Below are 18,342 nucleotides of genomic sequence, written 5' to 3'. Positions count from 1 at the left end.
TCCCGGCGGGACTCCGGTCAGCCCGTCGCGCCCTCCGCGATCGCCTCCTCGACCTCCGCGACCCGCGCCGTCTCCTCCTGGGCGAACCGCTCGGCGTCGAGCCGCTCGGCGATCTCCTCGTCCTCGGCCATCAGCAGGTCGAGGTTGGAGTCGCCCAGTTCCAGGACGCCCATGTCCACGTACGCCTGCTGGAGGCGCTTGCCCCACAGGCCGATGTCCTTGACGCAGGGGACGATGCGGCTGAACAGGAGCTTGCGGAACAGGTGCAGGAACTCGTTCTGCTCCGAGAACTGCTCGGCCTCGGCCTTGGGGATGCCGAAGTTCTCCAGGACCTCGACCCCGCGCAGCCGGTCGCGCATGAGGTAGCAGCCCTCGATCACGAACTCCTCGCGCTCGCGCAGCTCAGCGTCGCTGAGCTGCCTGTAGTAGTCGCGCAGGGCCATCCGTCCGAAGGCCACGTGCCGGGCCTCGTCCTGCATCACATACGCCAGGATCTGCTTCGGCAGCGGCTTGTCGGTGGTGTCGCGGAGCATGCCGAACGCGGCCAGCGCCAGCCCCTCGATCAGGACCTGCATCCCGAGGTAGGGCATGTCCCAGCGCGAGTCGCGCAGGGTGTCGCCGAGCAGTCCCCGGAGGTTGTCGTTGACCGGGTAGAGCATCCCGACCTTCTCGTGCAGGAACCGGCCGTAGATCTCGGCGTGCCGGGCCTCGTCCATGGTCTGGGTGGCCGAGTAGAACTTGGCGTCCAGGTCCGGCACCGACTCCACGATCCGCGCCGCGCACACCATCGCGCCCTGCTCGCCGTGCAGGAACTGGCTGAACTGCCAGGCGGTGTAGTGCTTGCGCAGCTCGCCCTTGTCCTTGTCCGTCATCTTGGACCAGTAGCGCGTGCCGTAGAGGGTCATCGCCTCGTCGGGGGTGCCCAGCGGGTCGTACGGATCGACCTCTTGGTGCCAGTCGATGCGTTTGGCGCCGTCCCACTGCTTGTCCTTGCCCTTCTGGTACAGGGCCAGGAGGCGTTCGCGACCGTCGTCGTAGTCCCAGCTGAAGCGGGCCGCGCCCGAGGCGGGGACTTCCCAGAGGGGGTCCTGCGGGCCGTTCACATACAGGTCGTGCGTCGACACGTGCGGCTCCTTCGCGTCGCGGAATTCCCTGACTGACCGTTACACGCGGGTTCCTTGGCAGGCTCACACGTTGGTAGACGCCGGGTCAACAAGTCGGGCCCAAGGGATTGACGAGCTTGCTGACAAGCAGTCTCATAAGAGTTGACCGCCGGTAACCCCCTTTCGAGGCCGACTCACCGAGGTGCCCCAGCCATGACGACCGTGACCGACAGCGAAGTGCTCCGCGACGCGCTCGGACTGCTCCGGGACCGCGAGGAGGTCGCCGAGCGGCTCCTCGCCTCGTCCGCCAAGCACTCCTTCGACCCCGACAAGGAACTGGACTGGGACGCGCCGTTCGAGGACGGCAAGTGGTTCTGGCCCCCGGAGCTGCTCTCGCTCTACGACACCCCGATGTGGCGCAGGATGTCCGAGGACCAGCGTCTGGAGCTCTCCCGCCACGAGGCCGCCTCGCTCGGCTCGCTCGGCATCTGGTTCGAGATCATCCTGATGCAGCTGCTGGTGCGGCACATCTACGACAAGCCGGTGACCAGCAACCACGTCCGCTACGCGCTCACCGAGATCGCCGACGAGTGCCGCCACTCGATGATGTTCGCCCGCGTGATCAAGAAGGGCGGATCGCCCACCTACCCGGTCCCCCGGCTCTACCACAACCTGGCGCGTGTCCTGAAGACCGTCTCCACCACGCCGGGCTCCTTCGCCGCCACCCTGCTCGGCGAGGAGATCCTGGACTGGATGCAGCGGCTGACCTTCCCGGACGAGCGGGTGCAGAGCCTGATGCGCGGGGTCACCCGTATCCACGTGGTCGAGGAAGCCCGTCATGTCCGGTACGCCCGCGAGGAGTTGCGGCGCCAGATGGTCAGAGCCTGATGCGCGGGGTCACCCGTATCCACGTGGTCGAGGAAGCCCGTCATGTCCGGTACGCCCGCGAGGAGTTGCGGCGCCAGATGGTCACCGCGCCCGCCTGGGAGCGGGAGCTGACCCGGGTCAGCTGCGGCGAGGCGGCCCGGGTCTTCTCCACCTGCTTCGTCAACCCGCAGGTGTACGAGAACGTGGGCCTGGACCGCCGCGAGGCCGTCGCCCAGGTGAAGGCCAGCGGCCACCGGCGCGAGGTCATGCAGAACGGCGCCAAGCGGCTCACCGACTTCCTCGACGACATAGGCGTCCTGCGCGGGGTCGGCCGCCGGCTGTGGGTGAGCTCGGGACTCCTGGCCTGAGCGCCTCCCATGCCCTTCACTCCAGGCCAACCGCACGCGCGCACCCGCCTCATGCACCCGTCCGGGGATTACGCTGCCCGTATGACCTCACCGGCCGCCACCCCCGCGTACCGCAGGCTCAGCGTCGAGGAGCGCCGCACCCAGCTCCTCGACGCCGCGCTGTCGCTCTTCGCGCACCGGGCGCCCGAGGACGTCTCGCTCGACGACGTCGCCGAGGCCGCCGGTGTCTCGCGCCCGCTGGTCTACCGCTACTTCCCCGGTGGCAAGCAGCAGCTGTACGAGGCGGCGCTGCGCTCGGCCGCCGACGAGCTCGAACTCTGCTTCGCCCAGGCCCAGAGCGGCCCGCTCACCCAGCGGCTGACCCACGCCCTGGACCGTTATCTCGCCTTCGTGGACGAGCACGACGCCGGGTTCTCCGCGCTGCTCCAGGGCGGCAGCGTCGCCGAGACCTCGCGGACCACCGCGATAGTCGACGAGGTGCGCCGGGCCGCCGCCGAGCAGATCCTCCTCCACCTGGGGGTGCAGAACCCGGGTGCACGGCTGCGGATGATGGTCCGCACCTGGATCGCGGCCGTCGAGGCCGCCTCGCTGATCTGGCTCGACGAGGAGAAGCAGCCGCCGCTGCCCGAGCTGCGCGACTGGCTGGTCGACCATCTGGTGGCCCTGCTCACCGCGACCGCCGCCACCGACCCGCAGGCGGCCGCCGTGGTCCGGGCCGCGCTGGCCCTGGAGTCGGGCGACGGCCCCGCCGGAATCCTCGCCCGCCGGGTGATCCCGGTCCTCTCCGAAGCCGCCCATCTGCTGTGACGCGCGCGGTGCGGACCGCACCGGTGTGACACTTGAGGCGTGCAGAGCGAGAACACCCTCTTTGTGGGCGGCCCCCTGGACGGGCGCGTCCTGCCCGTCCTGGTCGGCCCCACCGGCAAGCCGCCCCAGTGGTACGAGGTCCCCGTCCCGGACGCCGACGGCGGTCCCGCGACCGTCCACGCGTACCGCCTCGAACCCGCGAGCCACACCAAGCGGCTCGGGCTGCCGCGCGGCTGGAAGTACACCTACGTCCCCGAGGGGCGCGAGCCGCGCCGCTGGCCCTGGAGCAAGCCGAGGCCCCGGGCATAGGTGCGCGCTCACGGTGTCCGCGGGGCGCGATAAGCTCGCTGGTCCACGCCGTGCCGCAGGGGGAGTTGAACCATGGAGGCGCTGACCGCCGAGGAACCGCGCGAGCTGGGTCCGTACCGGATGCGGGCCAGGCTGCGCGAGACCGGCACCGCCCGGGTCTATCTCGCCCACGGGGCGGACGGGCGCGGGGTCTGCGTCACCGCCGCCCGCCCGGACCTGGCCGCGCTGCCCGCCTTCCGCAGCCGCTTCCGCGCCGAGGCGCGGGCCGCCGAGCGGCTCGCCGGGCCCTGGGTGCCGCCGGTCCTCGCCACCGGCCCCGAGGAGTGGCTGCCCTGGCTGGCCACCCCGTTCACGGCCGCGCTCACCCTCGCCGAGGCGGTGGCGCTCGCCGGACCGCTGCCCGAGCCCGCCGTGCGCACCCTGGGAGCGGCGCTGGCCGCCACCCTGGAGCGGGCGCACGCGGTGACCGGCGAGGCCTTCCAGGGCCTGGGCCCCGACGTCGTGCTGCTCACCGCGGACGGACCGCTGGTCACCGCCTTCGGCGTGCTCGGCGGCGCCAGCGCGGCGAGCGCCGGGGAGGGCGGCCGCCTCGGCGTCACCGTCGGCTATCTGACACCGGAGCAGGTCGCCGGGGAGCAGCCCGGACCCGCCGCCGACGTCTTCATGCTGGGCATGCTCCTCGCGTACGCGGCCGGGGGCGCGGGACCGTTCGACTCCGGCCCGGCCGACGCGGCCGCGCACCGCATCGCGCACTCGGTCCCCGACCTCACCCCGGTCCCGGCCGCCCTGCGCCCCCTGCTCGGCCGCTGTCTGGCCAAGTCGCCGGGGGCGCGTCCGGCACCGGCCGAGGTGGCCGCCGAGCTGGTCCCCGGTGGGACGGCCCCGGCGCCCGGGGCGGGGTGGCTGCCGTCGCGGGTGACGGCCGCGATCGCCGAACGGGCCGTGCGGGCCCAGGAGTTGCCCGGTGCGGCGGTCGCCGACCGGGTGCCGGAGCCCGCCGCCGCACCGCCGCCGCCCGTGCCGAGCGCCAACGGGCGTCTGGACCGGGATCTCCGCCGTGCGCTCCGCCCGTTCGGGCAGCATGTTGGAGTTGGCCTCCGCCAGCGCGCCCGGCAGGGTGAAGCGCGGCGCGTCGCCCTGCACCGGCGCCACGTGCGGCGGCGCGGCCGGGGGCGTCTTCGGCAGGATCGCCTCGGGCAGTACGACCACGGCCGCGAGCCCGCCCTGCTTCTGCTCGCGCAGCTCGATCCGCACCCCGTGGCGCCGGGCGAGCAGCGCGGCGACGTGCAGCCCGAGCCCCCCGGTCTCGGTGCCGGGCTCCCCCGGCTCGTACGTGGAGGGGTCCGCCAGGCGCATGTTGAGCTCGGTGCGGCGGGCCGGACCGACGCCGATGCCCTCGTCCTGGACCGAGAGCATGACCTCGCCGCTCTCCAGCTGCCAGCCGGAGAGCTGGACCTGGGCGTCCGGCGGGGAGAACGAGGTGGCGTTCTCCAGGAGCTCGGCGACCAGGTGGCTGAGGTCGTCGGCGGCGAACCCGGCCACCTGGGCGTGCGGCGGCAGCGCCTGGATGACGACCCGCTCGTACCGCTCGATCTCGCTGACGGCGGCCCGCAGCACATCGACGAGCGGGACCGGGCCGGGGTGGTTGTGGTGGTGTTCGGCGCCCGCGAGGACCAGCAGGTTCTCGCCGTGGCGGCGGATGACCGTGGCCATGTGGTCGAGCTTGAAGAGCGTGGCGAGCTGGTCCGGGTCCTGCTCGCGCTCCTCCAGGCCCTCGATGATGCCGAGCTGGCGCTCGACCAGGCCGAGGCTGCGCAGCCCGAGGTTGACGAAGGTGTGCTGGACGGTGCCGCGCGCCCGCTCCAGCTGCGCGGTCAACTCCCGTACGGAGTCGGCCAGTTCGGCGTTCTCGGCGGCGAGTGCGGTCTGCCCCTCGCGGGCCTCGTCCAGTTGGGCGCCGAGGGTGTCGGCGCGGCCCGCGTGGTCGCGCAGCCGGTCGTGGAGCGTGTTGAGGGACCGTACGACCTGGGCGAACTCGTCGTTGCGGCCGGTGAAGCGGACCGGCTCCTCGCTCTCGGGGGCGGCCGCGAGCCGGGCCGCGCCGCGCCGCAGCACGGCGAGCGGCCGGGTGAGGCTGCGCGCGCCGGCGGAGGAGACGCCGACGGCGAGCAGCAGCAGCGCGCCGACCAGCGCGACGCGCAGTTCGAGGCCGGTGACGTCGTCGTCGCGCAGCGCCTCGAACCGCTTCACCTCGGCGGTGGCGAGCGCCGACTCGGTGCCGCGCATCCGGTCGATCCGCGCGGTGAGCGCGGCGGCGACCTTGTCGGCGCCCAACTTGCGGTCGGAGGAGCTCAGTTGGGGCTGGTCGGTGAGGCGGGCGAGATAGCGCTCGGCGGCGTCCACGTCCGGGCCGGTGACCGTGGTGGAGAGCTTCTCGCGCGCGGTGGCGGAGGCGGCCTGGTCGAAGTCGGCGAGCGCGGACTGCTCGCGCACCCGCGCCTGCTGCCCGGCGGCGCTCAACGCGTCCCGGGTGCGCCCCTCTTCGCCGTCGCTCGCGTCCTTCTGTACATACCGCCCGGTGACCGGGTCGTAGACCGTGATTCCGGGCTTCTGCGGCACGGAGAGCGCGGCGACCAGCAGGCCACGGGCGGCGGAGGCCTGCTCGACGGCGCGGCCGAGCTCGGCCGGGGCGCGGGTGGCCTCGGCGGCGCGCGGAGGCGTCCTGCCGGCCAGTTCGTCGGCGAGGCCGAGCAGCTTGGCGATGACGTCCGAGTAGGTGCGGTGCGCCTCCAGGGCGGTGCCCTTGCCGGTCAGGGCGGTGCGGCGCAGCGAGGGCACGGTGGCCAGGTCGCGGCCGAGGGCGGCGGGGGCGGTGGCGCGGATCTCGTCGATGCGCCGGTCGACGCGGGTGGCGCGGTCCTTGAGGGCGGCGTCCTTGCGCGGGTCGCGGCCGCCCGCGATGTACGCGGTGACGTCGTCGCGTTCATCGGCGAGGGCGTGGGCCAGGGTGACGGCCTGCTGGTTCAGCTCGGCCAGGGTGACCAGGCGCTGGGACTCGTTGAGGTCCGAGGAGGCGGTGAGCAGCGTGGGGGCGCCCGCGCCCAGGACGGTGAGCGAGACCAGGGCGACCGAGGTGACCAGCCGGGTCCTCACGCGCACGGTGCGTGCGGCGGCTGGTTCCGTGATGGCGTGCGCGGCGCCCTTGACGGTCTCGCCGTCCTTGCCCCGAGGCCGCTTGTTCTGCACCGGTGCTCTCAATCTTGACTCGTCCACCCATGAAGCCGAGGTGACGACCGGTCATGCGTCTCTTGCGCCGTGTGCGACGCGTTCCCACCCCTGCACGGCTCCCGACCATTCCAGTGGTTTTGGGAGGGAGGCATGCAACATCCACTCCGCCACCCGAACGAGTGAACAACACTCGGGAGTTGGCCATCAACTCCCGCGGAATGGCCGCCACCGCTCGTCTGGAAGGCCGGTTGGAACTTCCGCGCGGGCTTTGGCAGGATGCCCGCCCACAGCTTCCCGGAGGGCCGCCTTCCAGGGCCACAGGGCGCGTTCCGGTCCAGTGGTCCAGGCCAATTGGCCGCCATGGAGGCCGGGTGAAGGCGTCATGCAGACTGGCTCCATGCGCATCGAACTGGCCACGGCCCCCGGTGACCCCGCACGCCCCAACGAGGACTGGGCCGCCACCGCGCTGCCCGCCGCCGGACGGGGCGGGGTCCTCGTGGTGCTCGACGGGGTGACCCCGCCACCGGGCAACGGCGACTGTGTGCACGACGTGCCCTGGTACACCGCGCGGCTCGGCGGCGCCCTGACCGAACTGTCCGGTTCGCGGCGCGACATACCGCTGACCGAGATCCTCGCCGAGTCCATCAGGCGCACCGCCGACGCCCACCGCGACACCTGTGACCTTTCTCACCCCCGTACGCCACAGGCGACCGTGGTCCTGGCGCGTTGGGACGAGGAGGCCGTGGAGCATCTGGTGCTCTCCGACTCCGCCCTGCTCCTGGAGTCCCCCGAGGGCGTGGTCCGGGCGGTCCTGGACGACCGGCTCGACCGCCTCCCGAGCGACCGGCTCGTCTCGGACGAGGTCGCCGACGCGGTCGCCCGCAACAAGGAGGGCGGCTTCTTCACCGCCGCCGCCGACCCGTCGGTGGCCGGGCGCGCGGTCACCGGACGTACCCCCGCGGGGGACGTACGGGCGCTCGCCGCGCTCAGCGACGGGGCGAGCCGCTGGGTGGAGACGTTCCGCGAGGGCGACTGGGCGGGGTGTCTGGCGCTGCTGGCCAAGACGGGCCCGCAGGGCCTGATCGACCGGGTGCGGGAGCTGGAGCTCGCCGACACCGACCGCACGTATCTGCGGCGCGGCAAGACCCACGACGACGCGACGGCGGTGTACGTGGAGCTGTAGCTCCGCTACGGCCGCGCCGCCCCCGGCTCCTGCATGTCCGCCCTCGCGTTCAGCTGGTGCAGCAGCCTCGCCAGCTCCGCGATCTCCCTGCGGTCCCAGTCGGCCAGCTTGGTGACGTACTGGGCCCGGCGGGCGTCGCGGACCCGGCGGAAGCGCTCCAGGCCCTCCTCGGTGAGGCGCACCAGCGAGGCGCGCCCGTCGGCCGGGTCGGGCTCGCGCGCCACCAGGCCCAGGTCCTCCAGGGCGCGCAGCTGGCGGCTCATGGTCGCCTTGCCCACGCCGAAGTACGCGGCGAGCTCGGTGGCCCGCTGCGGGCCGCCCTCCTCCAGGCGTACGAAGAGCCCGTAGGCCGCGGCCTCCAGCTCGGGATGGACCGCGCGGGCCATCTCGCCGGAGGATGCCCGGGCACGCCGCAGGAACACCGCCAGCTCGCGTTCGAGTGCGAGAAACTCCTGGTCCGGACCGTGCACATCAGCTCCCATCCCACGCTGCCTAGACGGGACAGTATTTCCCAGTCCCCTGTGGACAGGGGCCCCCGGTGCCGGACACCGGGGGCCCTTTGGCTCAATCACGCGTCACGCGGGGTGGGGGTCCCCCCTGTTCGAGCGGAGTCGAGAACTCGGGGGAGCGTTCAGCAGGTGCCGGCCGGCCGTTCCCGGGTGACCAGGTCCGTCCAGCCGGTGGTGCCGTCCAGCCACACGACCTGGCGGCCGCCCGCGGCGGACGGGTACAGCTGTTCGCCGCGGTTGCAGGAGAGGCGCTCCTTGCGCGTGCCGTCGGCGCTGAGCTGCCACAGCTTGGGCAGGGTCTCATTGCGGTACTGGGTGTCCGGCAGCAGGGTGTTCACGGTGACCGCGTCGTCCGACGCCGTCAGGTCGAACGCGATCAGCGCGCCGGGTCCGGACTCGGCGCTGATGTCCACCGTGCCGGTGCCCTCCAGGGTGGAGCGGCGCACCGCCAGCTGCCCCTGGTCGGCGAGGTTCTCGTCGGCCAGCCAGAACACGTTCTTGCCGGTGATGCCGGTCTGGCCGATCCCCTGCGGCTCGCCGAGCTGCTGGGTGAGCCCGGCCTTGCCGGTGGCGAGGTCGTACGTCTCGACACCGAGCTTGTAGTCGCTCTCGCCCGGGTAGAGCTTGGCGTACGCGATCTTCCCGTTCTTCAGCGAGGGCAGCGCGGTGCCGAGCTCGTACCGGCCGCCGTCCACCCAGGTGGGCTCGCGGTCGCCGGGCTTGAGGAAGCCGACATGCCGTCCGCCGAACGGGTCGGAGGACTCGAAGACCACCGTGCCGTTCTCGACGCGCAGGTTCTGGACGTTCGTGGTCGAGCTGTACAGCGTCTTGATCGGGCCGCCCGCGAGCGGCCGGGAGAGGATGTCGACGCTGGACGTGCCGAACGCGGCCCACACCGCCGTCCTGCCGTCGGTGGCCGGATACACGTGGTAGCGCCCGTCGTTGGGGCTGATCAGCTTGGGCGCGCCCGTGCCGTCGACCCGTCCGGCGTAGACCGAGTAGGCCTCGCTGCCGTCGTCGTTGGACTTCGACGTCGCCCACCAGCCGCCGCCCGCGGCCGTGCCCGTACCGGCGATGTTGAGCTTGCCGAAGAGGCGGTCGGAGTCGACGCCGATGGCGTTCTCCCAGCCGGGCACGATGCCGTGGGCGTTGAACGACCGCTTGACCACGTTCTGCTGTCTGGCGGAGAGCCCCATCTCCTTGGCTGCCGCGACCACCGCGTTACGGGCCTCGGTGTAGCCGTCCAGCGGGGTCATGTACGTGGAGAGCGCCTTGTAGACCAGCCGGTCCGCGAGGAAGGGGTCCTTCGGGTCGAGGTCCTGGCGGATGTCCCACAGCGCGCCGGAGAAGATCGTCGAGTTGAGGTGGACACCGCCGTTGTCGGTGGAGAAGGTGACGCCGAGGTAGTCCTTGGACGTGGTGCGGCCGTCGTTGAGGTCGCGGAAGGCGCACGCGCGGGGCTTGGCGGTGCGGCACAGGTCCTCGCCGAGGAGCCCGGAGTCCGGGGCGTCCATCTTCGTGCCGCTCGCGGTGACGTCGATGGCGTTGCCGAAGTAGTCCGCCAGCGCCTCGTTGAGGGCGCCGGACTGGCCCGCGTAGACGAGGTTCGCGGTGTTCTCGACCACCCCGTGGGTCATCTCGTGGCCGACGACGTCGAGGTCGGCGGAGAGTGTCTTGTACTGGTCGTCGCCCGCGCCGTACACCATCTTCTGGCCGTCCCAGAAGGCGTTGACGAACGGGCCGCCCGCGTACGTCACGCCGACCAGCGAGTTGATGGCCATGCCGCGCCCGTCCAGGCTGTCGCGGCCGTGCACGTTCTTGTAGTAGTCGTAGACCTGCCCGGCCGCCCAGTGGGCGTCGACCGCGCCCGCCTCGGTGGCGTCGCCGCTGTAGTCGGGGGCCGGGTTGGCGAACTCCTTGAGCCCGTCCGGCCAGCGGCCCGAGGCGTCCTCGACGTCGACCGCGCGCGCGTCCCAGGTGTGCAGGGTGTTCTTGCTGGTGGACGCCATGCGCGCGTAGTCGACGAGGCTGTACTGCTTGGCCGCGTCGTCGAAGTAGATGTCCAGCGGGACCTGGTCGCCGTTGTACTTGACGCCGGTGCCGCTGGTACCGGGGTCGCCCTTGGCGGCGGGTGCCTGCCGGGCCTTCGGTGCGGCGGCCTTCCCCGTCGGGGACGTCTTCCCCGTCGAGGCCGCGGGCCGGTCCGCGGTGACCGTCTTGATCAGGCTGTACTGGAGCACCGGGAATCCCGCGCGGGCGTCGACGTACACGTCCTGGAGGACCGGGCGGCCGGTGGCGGTGTCGGTGCCGCGCACGGTGACGCGGTAGGTGAGGACGCCGGGGCCCTTGGGGATGACGACCAGGCCGCCCGCCCGCCCGGTGAGCGCGGCGGCGGCCTTGGTCTTCGCGCCCTCGGAAGGCTGGATGTCCTTCTTGCCGAGGGTGGCGCCGCCGAGACGGGCGGCGACCGAGGAGACGGCCCGGCGCACGGCGACGTCCTCGGCGACCGTGGCCCGGGTGGTGGCGGTCAGACCGGTGAAGTACTTGCCGGAGGTGCCGGTGACGACGCGTTTGCCGTCCTTCTTCTCCATCCGCACCACGTACTGGCCGCCGAGCACCTCGACGCCGTGGTGCTTCTGCTGGAGCCGAACGGTCTCGTCCTCGCCCTGCTTCAGGGTCTGTACGGGGGTGAGGTCGCGGCCGGGGTCGGCTATCCGGTAGCGCCCCTCCTTGGCGGCGAGGTGGCCGCGGGCCGCGTCGGCGGGTGCCGCCTTGGCGTCGGCGCTCTCGTGGAGGCCGTCCACGAGGGCGGGCGTCTCGGTGCCGGTGCCGGGGACGACATCGGCGGCCGGCGCCTGCGCCGGGGGCGCGGCGTGGGCCGCCGGTACCGCGGTGGCGAGGAGGGCCGCCGCGCCGAGGAGCGCGGCGACTCCCGCGCCCCGGGCCGGTAAGCCGGCCGTCCCCCGGGTGCTGCCTGCTCCGGCTCTGCCTGCTCTGGGCTTGTGCAAGGTCTTTCCTCCACGGGCCGATGCGAGATGCCTCCCGCGGACGGCGTCGGCCGCGCGGGAGGCCGGTGGCGCCGGTGGGCGCCGACTGGTCATGACCATGCAAGCCTGTGGGGCCTGAACTCCTCAATGGGGCCTCTGTGTTGACATGAGGACTTTGGCGCGAACGCGACCCGGGGGAGCGGGCGCGGAGGCGGGCGGCGCGGCTCGGACGGGCTGATTGGCCGTCAACTGCCCACGGCTGAAAGTTACTTGCAGCCGCTCACGGTCGGCGCAGCTCGCACCCGCCTCCGTCGCCCTGCCAGAGGCCTGGGCCAATGACAGTTCCAGAACCTCTTTCGCGTCACGGTCTACGTGCGTAGCTTTTCCGTGTGACATGTCCACAACGACATGTCGACTCACCCGGCACATCCCCCCACCCACGCCTTTCGGAGGCACGCAATGCCCGTGCACAGACCCGGAACGGCCCGTCGCGGTCCCCTCGCCGCGGCCGGAATCCTCCTCTCGGCCCTCACCCTCCTGCTGACCGCCCCCGGTATCTCCGGCGCGGCCCAGACCCCCGCCCGCGGCTCCGCCACCATGGGCATGGGCGTGGCCGCCCACGACGGCACCGGCGGCCCGCCCCGCTCCACCCGCGCCGTCCAGGCTGTGCAGGCTGTGCAGACGGAGGGTGTCGACACCAGCAGCCACAACGGCAACGTCGCCTGGAGCACCCTGTGGAACAGCGGGGTCAAATGGGCCTACGTCAAGGCCACCGAGGGCACGTACTACACCAACCCGTACTTCGCGCAGCAGTACAACGGCTCGTACAACGTCGGCATGATCCGCGGCGCATACCACTTCGCGACGCCGGACACCACGAGCGGCGCCACCCAGGCCAACCACTTCGTGGACCACGGCGGCGGCTGGTCGCGCGACGGCCGTACGCTGCCGGGCGCGCTCGACATCGAGTGGAACCCGTACGGCGCCGCCTGCTACGGCAAGTCCGCCTCCGGGATGGTCAGCTGGATCCGCGACTTCGTGAACCAGTACCGGGCCCGCACCGGCCGTGACGCGGTCATCTACACCGCCACCAGCTGGTGGACCCAGTGCACCGGCAACTCCGCCGCCTTCGGCACCACCAACCCGCTGTGGATCGCCCGCTACAACACCGACCCGGGCGCCCTCCCGGCCGGCTGGGGCTACTACACGATGTGGCAGTACACCTCGTCCGGCCCGACGGTCGGCGACCACTCCAAGTTCAACGGGGCCTACGACCGGCTGCAGGCTCTGGCCAACGGTTAGTGCGCGTGTGCGTGAGGCCCCCGGCGTGCCGACGCGCGCCGGGGGCCTCCTCGTCGCTCGTCCCGTCATACGACAGGATGGTCGCCATGCGCGTGCTGCGAAGGGTGGGGCGGGTGTCCGCCATGGGGATGCTGGCCCTGGTCACGGGGTGCGGCTGGTCGGCCGCGTCGGCGCCCCAGCAGGACCGGCCCGACGAGGTGCCGCCCGCGCCCGCCCCGCAGGTCCTCCGCCGCCCCCACCGCCGGGCTGCCGTCCGTGGGCGTCCTGGTCGACGGCGACCGGCACTGGTGCACGGCCAGCGTCGTCGCCAGCCCCAAGGGCAATGTCGTCGCCACCGCCGCGCACTGCGCGGACGCCGGGTCGGCGGGTTCGATGGAGTTCGCCCCCGGCTTCTCGGGCGCGGTCAAGGGCTCGTATCCGTACGGGACCTGGAAGGTCCGGGCCGTACAGACCGACGAGCGGTGGTCCGGGGACGGCGACGACTCCTTCGACTACGCCTTCCTGACCCTGGAGCCGGACGCCAGGGGCCGCAGTGTGCAGAGCGTGGTGGGGGCCGCCCAGCCCGACTGGGGCTCGGGGCCGCGCCGCCGCGTGACCGTCTTCGGCTATCCCGACGAGGACCACAACCCGGAGAACCGGCCCATCTCCTGCACCACCGACACCCGCCCGGACGCCGATCTGAAGAGCGACGTCCGGATCGACTGCGCCGGGTTCTGGACCGGCACCAGCGGCAGCCCGTGGCTGGCGGACCACCGGGGCCCGGACCACCTCGGCCGCCTCATCGGCGTGCTGAGCGGCGGCGACACCGATGTGGCCTCCACGGCCGTGCTCTTCGACGCGCGGGCGCGGCGGCTGTACGAGAAGGCCGCACGGGCGTAGTTCCCGCGCGGCCCTCTCCCGCCGGCTCCTCGTTACGCCGCCACCGGCACCGGCACCTCGGCCGGGGCCAGCGCGATCTCCAGGACGTGGCGGACGTCGCTGACCGGGTGGACCTCCAGCTTCTCCAGGACCTCCGCGGGCACGTCGTCCAGATCCGGCTCGTTGCGCTTGGGGATCACCACCGTGGTGATGCCCGCCCGGTGCGCGGCGAGCAGCTTCTGCTTCAGCCCGCCGATCGGCAGCACCCGGCCGGTCAGCGAGACCTCACCGGTCATCGCCACGTCGGTGCGCACCAGCCGGCCGCTGAGCAGCGAGGACAGGGCGGTCACCAGGGTGATTCCCGCGCTCGGGCCGTCCTTGGGGACCGCGCCCGCCGGGAAGTGGACGTGCACGCCCCGGTCCTTGAGGTCGGCCACCGGCAGCTCCAGCTCGGCGCCGTGCGAGCGCAGGAAGCTCAGCGCGATCTGCGCCGACTCCTTCATCACGTCGCCCAGCTGGCCGGTGAGGGCCAGACCGGCCGCGCCCGTCTCCGGGTCGGCCAGGGATGCCTCGACGAACAGGACGTCGCCGCCCGCCCCGGTGACGGCGAGGCCGGTGGCCACCCCGGGCACCGAGGTGCGCCGCTCCGCCGGGTCCTGGGCGGACTCGGGGACGTGGTGCGGGCGGCCGATGAGCGCGCGCAGGTCGTCGGGCGTGATCGTGAGCGGCAGTTCGCGCTCGCCGGTCTCGTGCTGGGCCGCGACCTTGCGCAGCAGCCGGGCGAGCGAGCGCTCCAGGTTCCGTACGCCCGCCTCGCGGGTGTACTCCCCCGCGAGCCTGCGCAGCGCGCCCTCCTCCAGGACCACCTCGCCGCTGTCGAGACCGGCCCGCTCCAGCTGGCGCGGGAGCAGGTGGTCACGGGCGATGACGACCTTCTCGTCCTCGGTGTAGCCGTCGAGGCGGACGAGCTCCATCCGGTCGAGCAGCGCCTCCGGGATGGACTCCAGGACGTTGGCCGTGGCCAGGAAGACGACGTCGCTCAGATCGAGCTCGACCTCCAGGTAGTGGTCGCGGAAGGTGTGGTTCTGCGCCGGGTCGAGGACTTCGAGCAGGGCCGCGGCCGGGTCGCCGCGGAAGTCGGAGCCGATCTTGTCGATCTCGTCGAGCAGCACCACCGGGTTCATCGACCCGGCCTCCTTGACCGCCCGGACGATCCGGCCGGGCAGCGCGCCCACGTACGTACGCCGGTGGCCGCGGATCTCGGCCTCGTCGCGGACGCCGCCGAGGGCGACACGGACGAACTCGCGGCCCATGGCATGGGCCACGCTCTCCGCGACGCTCGTCTTTCCCACACCGGGCGGGCCGACGAGCGCGAGCACCGCGCCCCCGCGCCGCCCGCCGACCACGCCCAGACCGCGGTCGGCGCGCCGCTTGCGGACCGCCAGGTACTCGGTGATGCGCTCCTTCACGTCCTCAAGGCCCGCGTGCTCGGCGTCCAGGACCGCCCGGGCGCCGCCGATGTCGTAGACGTCCTCCGTCCGCTCCTGCCACGGCAGTTCCAGGACGGTGTCCAGCCAGGTGCGGATCCAGGAGCCCTCGGGGGACTGGTCGCTGGAGCGCTCCAGCTTCTCGACCTCCTTGAGGGCCGCCTCGCGGACCTTCTCGGGCAGGTCGGCGGCCTCCACCCGGGCCCGGTAGTCGTCGGACTCGTCGCCCTCCGCCTCGCCGTTGAGCTCGCGCAGCTCCTTGCGTACGGCGTCGAGCTGGCGGCGCAGCAGGAACTCGCGCTGCTGCTTGTCCACGCCCTCCTGCACGTCCTTGGCGATGGACTCGGCCACGTCCTGCTCGGCGAGGTGCTCGCGCAGGTGCTCGGTGGCGAGCTTGAGCCGGGCGACCGGGTCGGCGGTCTCCAGGAGCTCGACCTTCTGGGCGGTGGTGAGGAACGGCGAGTAGCCGGAGTTGTCGGCGAGGGCCGAGACGCCCTCGATCTGCTGGACCCGGTCGACGACCTGCCAGGCACCGCGCTTCTTCAGCCAGTCGGTGGCGAGCGCCTTGTACTCCTTGACCAGTTCGGTGACCTGGCCGGGCAGGGGTTCGGGGACGGTCTCCTCGACCTTGCTTCCCTCCACCCACAGGGCGCCGCCGGGGCCGGTGGTGCCGGCGCCGATGCGGACCCGGGCCACACCTCGGATCAGCGCGCCCGGGTCGCCGTCGGAGAGGCGGCCGACCTGCTCCACGGTGCCGAGCACGCCGGTCGCGGCGTAGGCCCCGTCGATGCGCGGGACGAGCAGCACCCGGGGCTTGCCCGCCGAGGGGCCGTCGGAGCGGACGGCCGCCTGGGCGGCCTCGACGGCGGCCCGGACCTCGGTGTCGGACAGGTCCAGTGGCACGACCATCCCGGGCAGCACGACCTCGTCGTCGAGCGGCAGCACAGGCAGGGTGAGCGGTGCGGACGAGTGAGCCATGATCTCCCCTTCGGCAGTCAAGTTGAGCTATGCCGACTCAATGCATGTGAGCCCAGGAATGTTCCCCCCCAGGTGTTCGCTCTGAGCGATCATCTCTTGTAAGAGTCACCAGCAAAGAAAGACCATTACTTTCATCGTCACTGCGCAAGGGGGCAGCCATGGAGTCGGTTCCGGAGCTCGTCGAGGCCTGGACCAAGGGGTGGGTGGTGTCGCGCGGCGCGGCGGCTCCGGTCGCCGAGCCCTGGGGCTGGACCGTCGACGTCGGCCAGGTCAAGCAGGTCTCCCGGCACGTCCTGCCCGAGCCCGACCAGGCCTCGGTGCGCAAGCTGGTCGAGGCGACGACCGCCCCCCACACCTGGCTGAAGCTCTTCGCCGACGACGACACGGTCCGGCCGTGGCTCGGCCCCGGCTGGCAGTACGACCAGCCCGGCTTCCTGATGACGGTGCCGCTGGCCCCGGCCGACCCGGAGGTCCCGGCCGGCTACACGCTCACCCGCTGGACCACCGGCGGTGTCCTGCGCGTCCTGGTGCGCACCGGGGCGGGCCACTTCGCCGCGCGCGGCCAGATCGCCCCCACCGGCGCGACCGCCGTGGCCGACCAGATCGAGACCTCGCCCGGGCACCGGCGCCGGGGCCTGGGCGGCCTCGTCATGCGCACGCTCCAGAGCGGCGCCCACGCGGCGGGGGCCACCACCGGCGTCCTGGTCGGCACCCCCGAGGGGCAGGCGCTGTACGGATCACTCGGCTGGACGACGCATTCGCCCATGGCCAGCCTGTACTTCGCTCCCACTGATCCGGCATCCTCGGCTGCATGAGCCTCACGAGCAGGACCACGACCGCCGGAGCGCTGCTGCTCGTCACCCTGCTCGCGGCGACGGCCTGCGACTCCGACAGCTCCACCGCGGACGGCGCCTCCAAGTCGCCCGCCCCGTCGGCGAGCGCCACCCTGAGCGCGCAGCCCCCGTCGCCCACCACCTCGCCGAGCACCTCCCCGCAGGACACCCCGCCGGCGGGCACGCCCACGCCGCCCGCCCAGGACGGGCAGCTGCTCGGGCTCGTGGTGAGCGGCGGGTTCGCGGGGCTGCACAACGAGCTGGTGGTGAAGGCCGACGGCTCGTACACCTCGACGCGCCGGGACGGGCAGAAGACGACCGGCAAGCTCACGCCCGAGGCCCTGGCGGGGCTCCGCGCGGCCCTGGAGCGCGCCGACTTCGCGCATCTGCCGCCGCGCCCGACCGGAAAGCCGGTGGCCGACGCGCTGATGTACCAGTACACGTACGGGGGACACGTCGTCCTGATCGACGACTTCCACCAGACCCAGGCGCTACGGGACGTACGAGCCAACCTGCCCCTCGGCTACCGCTGACCGCTCCCGCGCACGCCGGGCGGACCCGCGCCGGTCCGCCCGGCGCAGCACCGGCCAGCACAGGACGCCGACGAGCAGCGCGGTCGGATGGCCCCAGCTGGCCAGCGGATCCACCATGTCCAGCAGGTCCTGGACGAGGAGCACGGCCATCACACCGAGCAGCGGCCACCTCAGCAGCGGGGGCAGCAGCCCCGCGAGCGCGCCGACGCTCGCCATCAGCCCGAAGCTGATGCCGTAGTCGAGCCGGTGCAGCGAGGAGTCCGGCAGCCGGCCCGCCAGGACGGAGACGCCCACCGGCACCTCGGTGACCAGCGTCGCCACCACATGGCCGAGCAGGAACACCCCGGCCGTGCGCAGCCCGCCGACGCGCCGTTCGAGGGCGGTGAGGATGAAGACGAAGCCGACGGCCCACGGCGAGGAGATACCGCCCGCGATCCACAGCGCGCTGGCGAGCAGCACCAGCACCGGGGTGCGCGTCAGATGCTGCACATCGGTGCTGGAGCCTTCGAGCAGCGTGCGGACCGTGTCCGGGTCGGCGAGCTCCATGTAGAGCGACGTGGTGAACAGCAGCAGCATGTACGCGAAGGTGAAGGGCGTGCCCGTCGGCGTCGGCAGCAGCTGGACGGCGCGGCGCAGCCAGGCGCGCACCGGCGGCCCGGCGGGCGCTCCGGCCGGCCCAGGGCTCTTCGCGATGTCCCCGCCCTCCGGCGTCTCGTCGGCCGTCTCCTCCCGAGCCGTCGGCCGCTGCCGCGGGATGCCGTTGAGCAGGCCCGCGTGGTCCCGCGTTCTTTCAGGGTGCACCGGTGAGGCCCCTTCCACCGGGCGCCGCACACTCGCGCCCGGAACCACAAGCCACGCCGGTGATCGTCCGGCCTTGCTGCTTACGCTTGTACAACGCTCACCCTCTGCGAACGCTCCCGTCCGCGTCTATGACTTGTGCCACATTGGACAACCATGGGCGCAGGCCGCGCGTCGGCCCCGAGCCGCTCG

12 protein-coding genes and 2 pseudogenes are annotated in these 18,342 nt (G+C 72.7%); 8 read left to right on the top strand and 6 right to left on the bottom strand.

Features of this window, described 5'->3' with window-relative positions; all coding sequences use genetic code 11:
- Positions 1–17: 17 nt before the first annotated feature.
- Entirely contained in the window at positions 18–1,124 is a 1,107-nt protein-coding gene (locus A8W25_RS22010; protein WP_067163899.1) for a ferritin-like domain-containing protein, read from the bottom strand.
- Between the two features lie 192 nt (positions 1,125–1,316).
- On the opposite strand from A8W25_RS22010, the pseudogene A8W25_RS22005 reads away from it, so the two are divergent.
- The 3 genes and pseudogenes from A8W25_RS22005 (at position 1,317) to A8W25_RS35080 (ending at position 3,454) form a co-directional block, all read left to right on the top strand.
- Positions 1,317–2,338, top strand: a pseudogene (locus tag A8W25_RS22005) (AurF N-oxygenase family protein).
- Positions 2,339–2,419: 81 nt separating this feature from the next.
- A complete protein-coding gene (locus tag A8W25_RS32760; RefSeq protein WP_079126242.1) occupies positions 2,420–3,145 on the top strand; it encodes a TetR/AcrR family transcriptional regulator in 726 nt (241 codons plus the stop codon).
- Positions 3,146–3,184: 39 nt separating this feature from the next.
- Entirely contained in the window at positions 3,185–3,454 is a 270-nt protein-coding gene (locus tag A8W25_RS35080) for a hypothetical protein (protein WP_079126241.1), read from the top strand.
- Positions 3,455–4,702: 1,248 nt separating this feature from the next.
- On the opposite strand, the pseudogene A8W25_RS32745 reads toward A8W25_RS35080, so the two are convergent.
- A pseudogene (locus tag A8W25_RS32745) lies at positions 4,703–6,607 on the bottom strand (nitrate- and nitrite sensing domain-containing protein); the annotation flags it as partial.
- Between the two features lie 472 nt (positions 6,608–7,079).
- Between A8W25_RS32745 and A8W25_RS21995 the strand changes: the two are divergent.
- Positions 7,080–7,865 (top strand): hypothetical protein, encoded by a 786-nt coding sequence (locus tag A8W25_RS21995; RefSeq protein WP_067163895.1) that lies wholly within the window; start codon positions 7,080–7,082, stop codon positions 7,863–7,865.
- 5 nt (positions 7,866–7,870) lie between these two features.
- On the opposite strand, the gene A8W25_RS21990 is transcribed toward A8W25_RS21995, so the two are convergent.
- Entirely contained in the window at positions 7,871–8,347 is a 477-nt protein-coding gene (locus tag A8W25_RS21990; RefSeq protein ID WP_067163894.1) for a MarR family winged helix-turn-helix transcriptional regulator, read from the bottom strand.
- Positions 8,348–8,496: 149 nt separating this feature from the next.
- Positions 8,497–11,382, bottom strand: a complete 2,886-nt coding sequence (locus A8W25_RS21985) for a M4 family metallopeptidase (protein ID WP_067163892.1) — start codon at positions 11,380–11,382, stop codon at positions 8,497–8,499.
- 438 nt (positions 11,383–11,820) lie between these two features.
- Between A8W25_RS21985 and A8W25_RS21980 the strand changes: the two genes are divergently transcribed.
- Entirely contained in the window at positions 11,821–12,663 is an 843-nt protein-coding gene (locus A8W25_RS21980; RefSeq protein WP_067163890.1) for a lysozyme, read from the top strand.
- Between the two features lie 255 nt (positions 12,664–12,918).
- Positions 12,919–13,542, top strand: coding sequence for a trypsin-like serine peptidase (locus tag A8W25_RS21975; RefSeq protein ID WP_067163888.1), 624 nt, complete (start codon positions 12,919–12,921; stop codon positions 13,540–13,542).
- Positions 13,543–13,574: 32 nt separating this feature from the next.
- Here A8W25_RS21975 and lon read toward each other — a convergent pair whose 3' ends face one another.
- Positions 13,575–15,986 carry an endopeptidase La gene (gene lon, locus A8W25_RS21970; protein WP_067163886.1) on the bottom strand — a complete coding sequence of 804 codons (2,412 nt, stop codon included), beginning with the start codon at positions 15,984–15,986 and terminating at the stop codon, positions 13,575–13,577.
- Positions 15,987–16,144: 158 nt separating this feature from the next.
- Between lon and A8W25_RS21965 the strand changes: the two genes are divergently transcribed.
- Both A8W25_RS21965 and A8W25_RS21960 read left to right on the top strand, forming a co-directional pair.
- Positions 16,145–16,801: a GNAT family N-acetyltransferase gene (locus A8W25_RS21965; protein ID WP_067163885.1), complete on the top strand. Its 657-nt coding sequence runs from the start codon at positions 16,145–16,147 to the stop codon at positions 16,799–16,801.
- On the top strand, positions 16,798–17,352 hold the full coding sequence (locus A8W25_RS21960; RefSeq protein ID WP_067163883.1) for a hypothetical protein: 555 nt from the start codon (positions 16,798–16,800) through the stop codon (positions 17,350–17,352). Before A8W25_RS21965 ends, A8W25_RS21960 begins: the two co-directional genes overlap by 4 nt.
- Here the strand turns inward: A8W25_RS21960 and A8W25_RS21955 are convergent.
- On the bottom strand, positions 17,311–18,153 hold the full coding sequence (locus tag A8W25_RS21955) for a rhomboid-like protein (protein WP_199831788.1): 843 nt from the start codon (positions 18,151–18,153) through the stop codon (positions 17,311–17,313). The genes A8W25_RS21960 and A8W25_RS21955 overlap by 42 nt on opposite strands.
- Positions 18,154–18,342: the final 189 nt, after the last annotated feature.

It is taken from the genome of Streptomyces sp. ERV7 (assembly GCF_001653515.1).
GTDB lineage: Bacteria > Actinomycetota > Actinomycetes > Streptomycetales > Streptomycetaceae > Streptomyces.
This window is presented reverse-complemented; position numbering and strand designations above follow the sequence as displayed.

Bases quoted from the DNA above. Each gene is read 5' to 3' on its own strand.
- A8W25_RS32760 (WP_079126242.1), top strand. From the start codon at position 2,420: ATGACCTCACCGGCCGCCACCCCCGCGTACCGCAGGCTCAGCGTCGAG.
- A8W25_RS21995 (WP_067163895.1), top strand. From the start codon at position 7,080: ATGCGCATCGAACTGGCCACGGCCCCCGGTGACCCCGCACGCCCCAAC.
- A8W25_RS21990 (WP_067163894.1), bottom strand. From the start codon at position 8,347: ATGGGAGCTGATGTGCACGGTCCGGACCAGGAGTTTCTCGCACTCGAA.
- A8W25_RS21980 (WP_067163890.1), top strand. From the start codon at position 11,821: ATGCCCGTGCACAGACCCGGAACGGCCCGTCGCGGTCCCCTCGCCGCG.
- lon (WP_067163886.1), bottom strand. From the start codon at position 15,986: ATGGCTCACTCGTCCGCACCGCTCACCCTGCCTGTGCTGCCGCTCGAC.
- A8W25_RS21965 (WP_067163885.1), top strand. From the start codon at position 16,145: ATGGAGTCGGTTCCGGAGCTCGTCGAGGCCTGGACCAAGGGGTGGGTG.
- A8W25_RS21960 (WP_067163883.1), top strand. From the start codon at position 16,798: ATGAGCCTCACGAGCAGGACCACGACCGCCGGAGCGCTGCTGCTCGTC.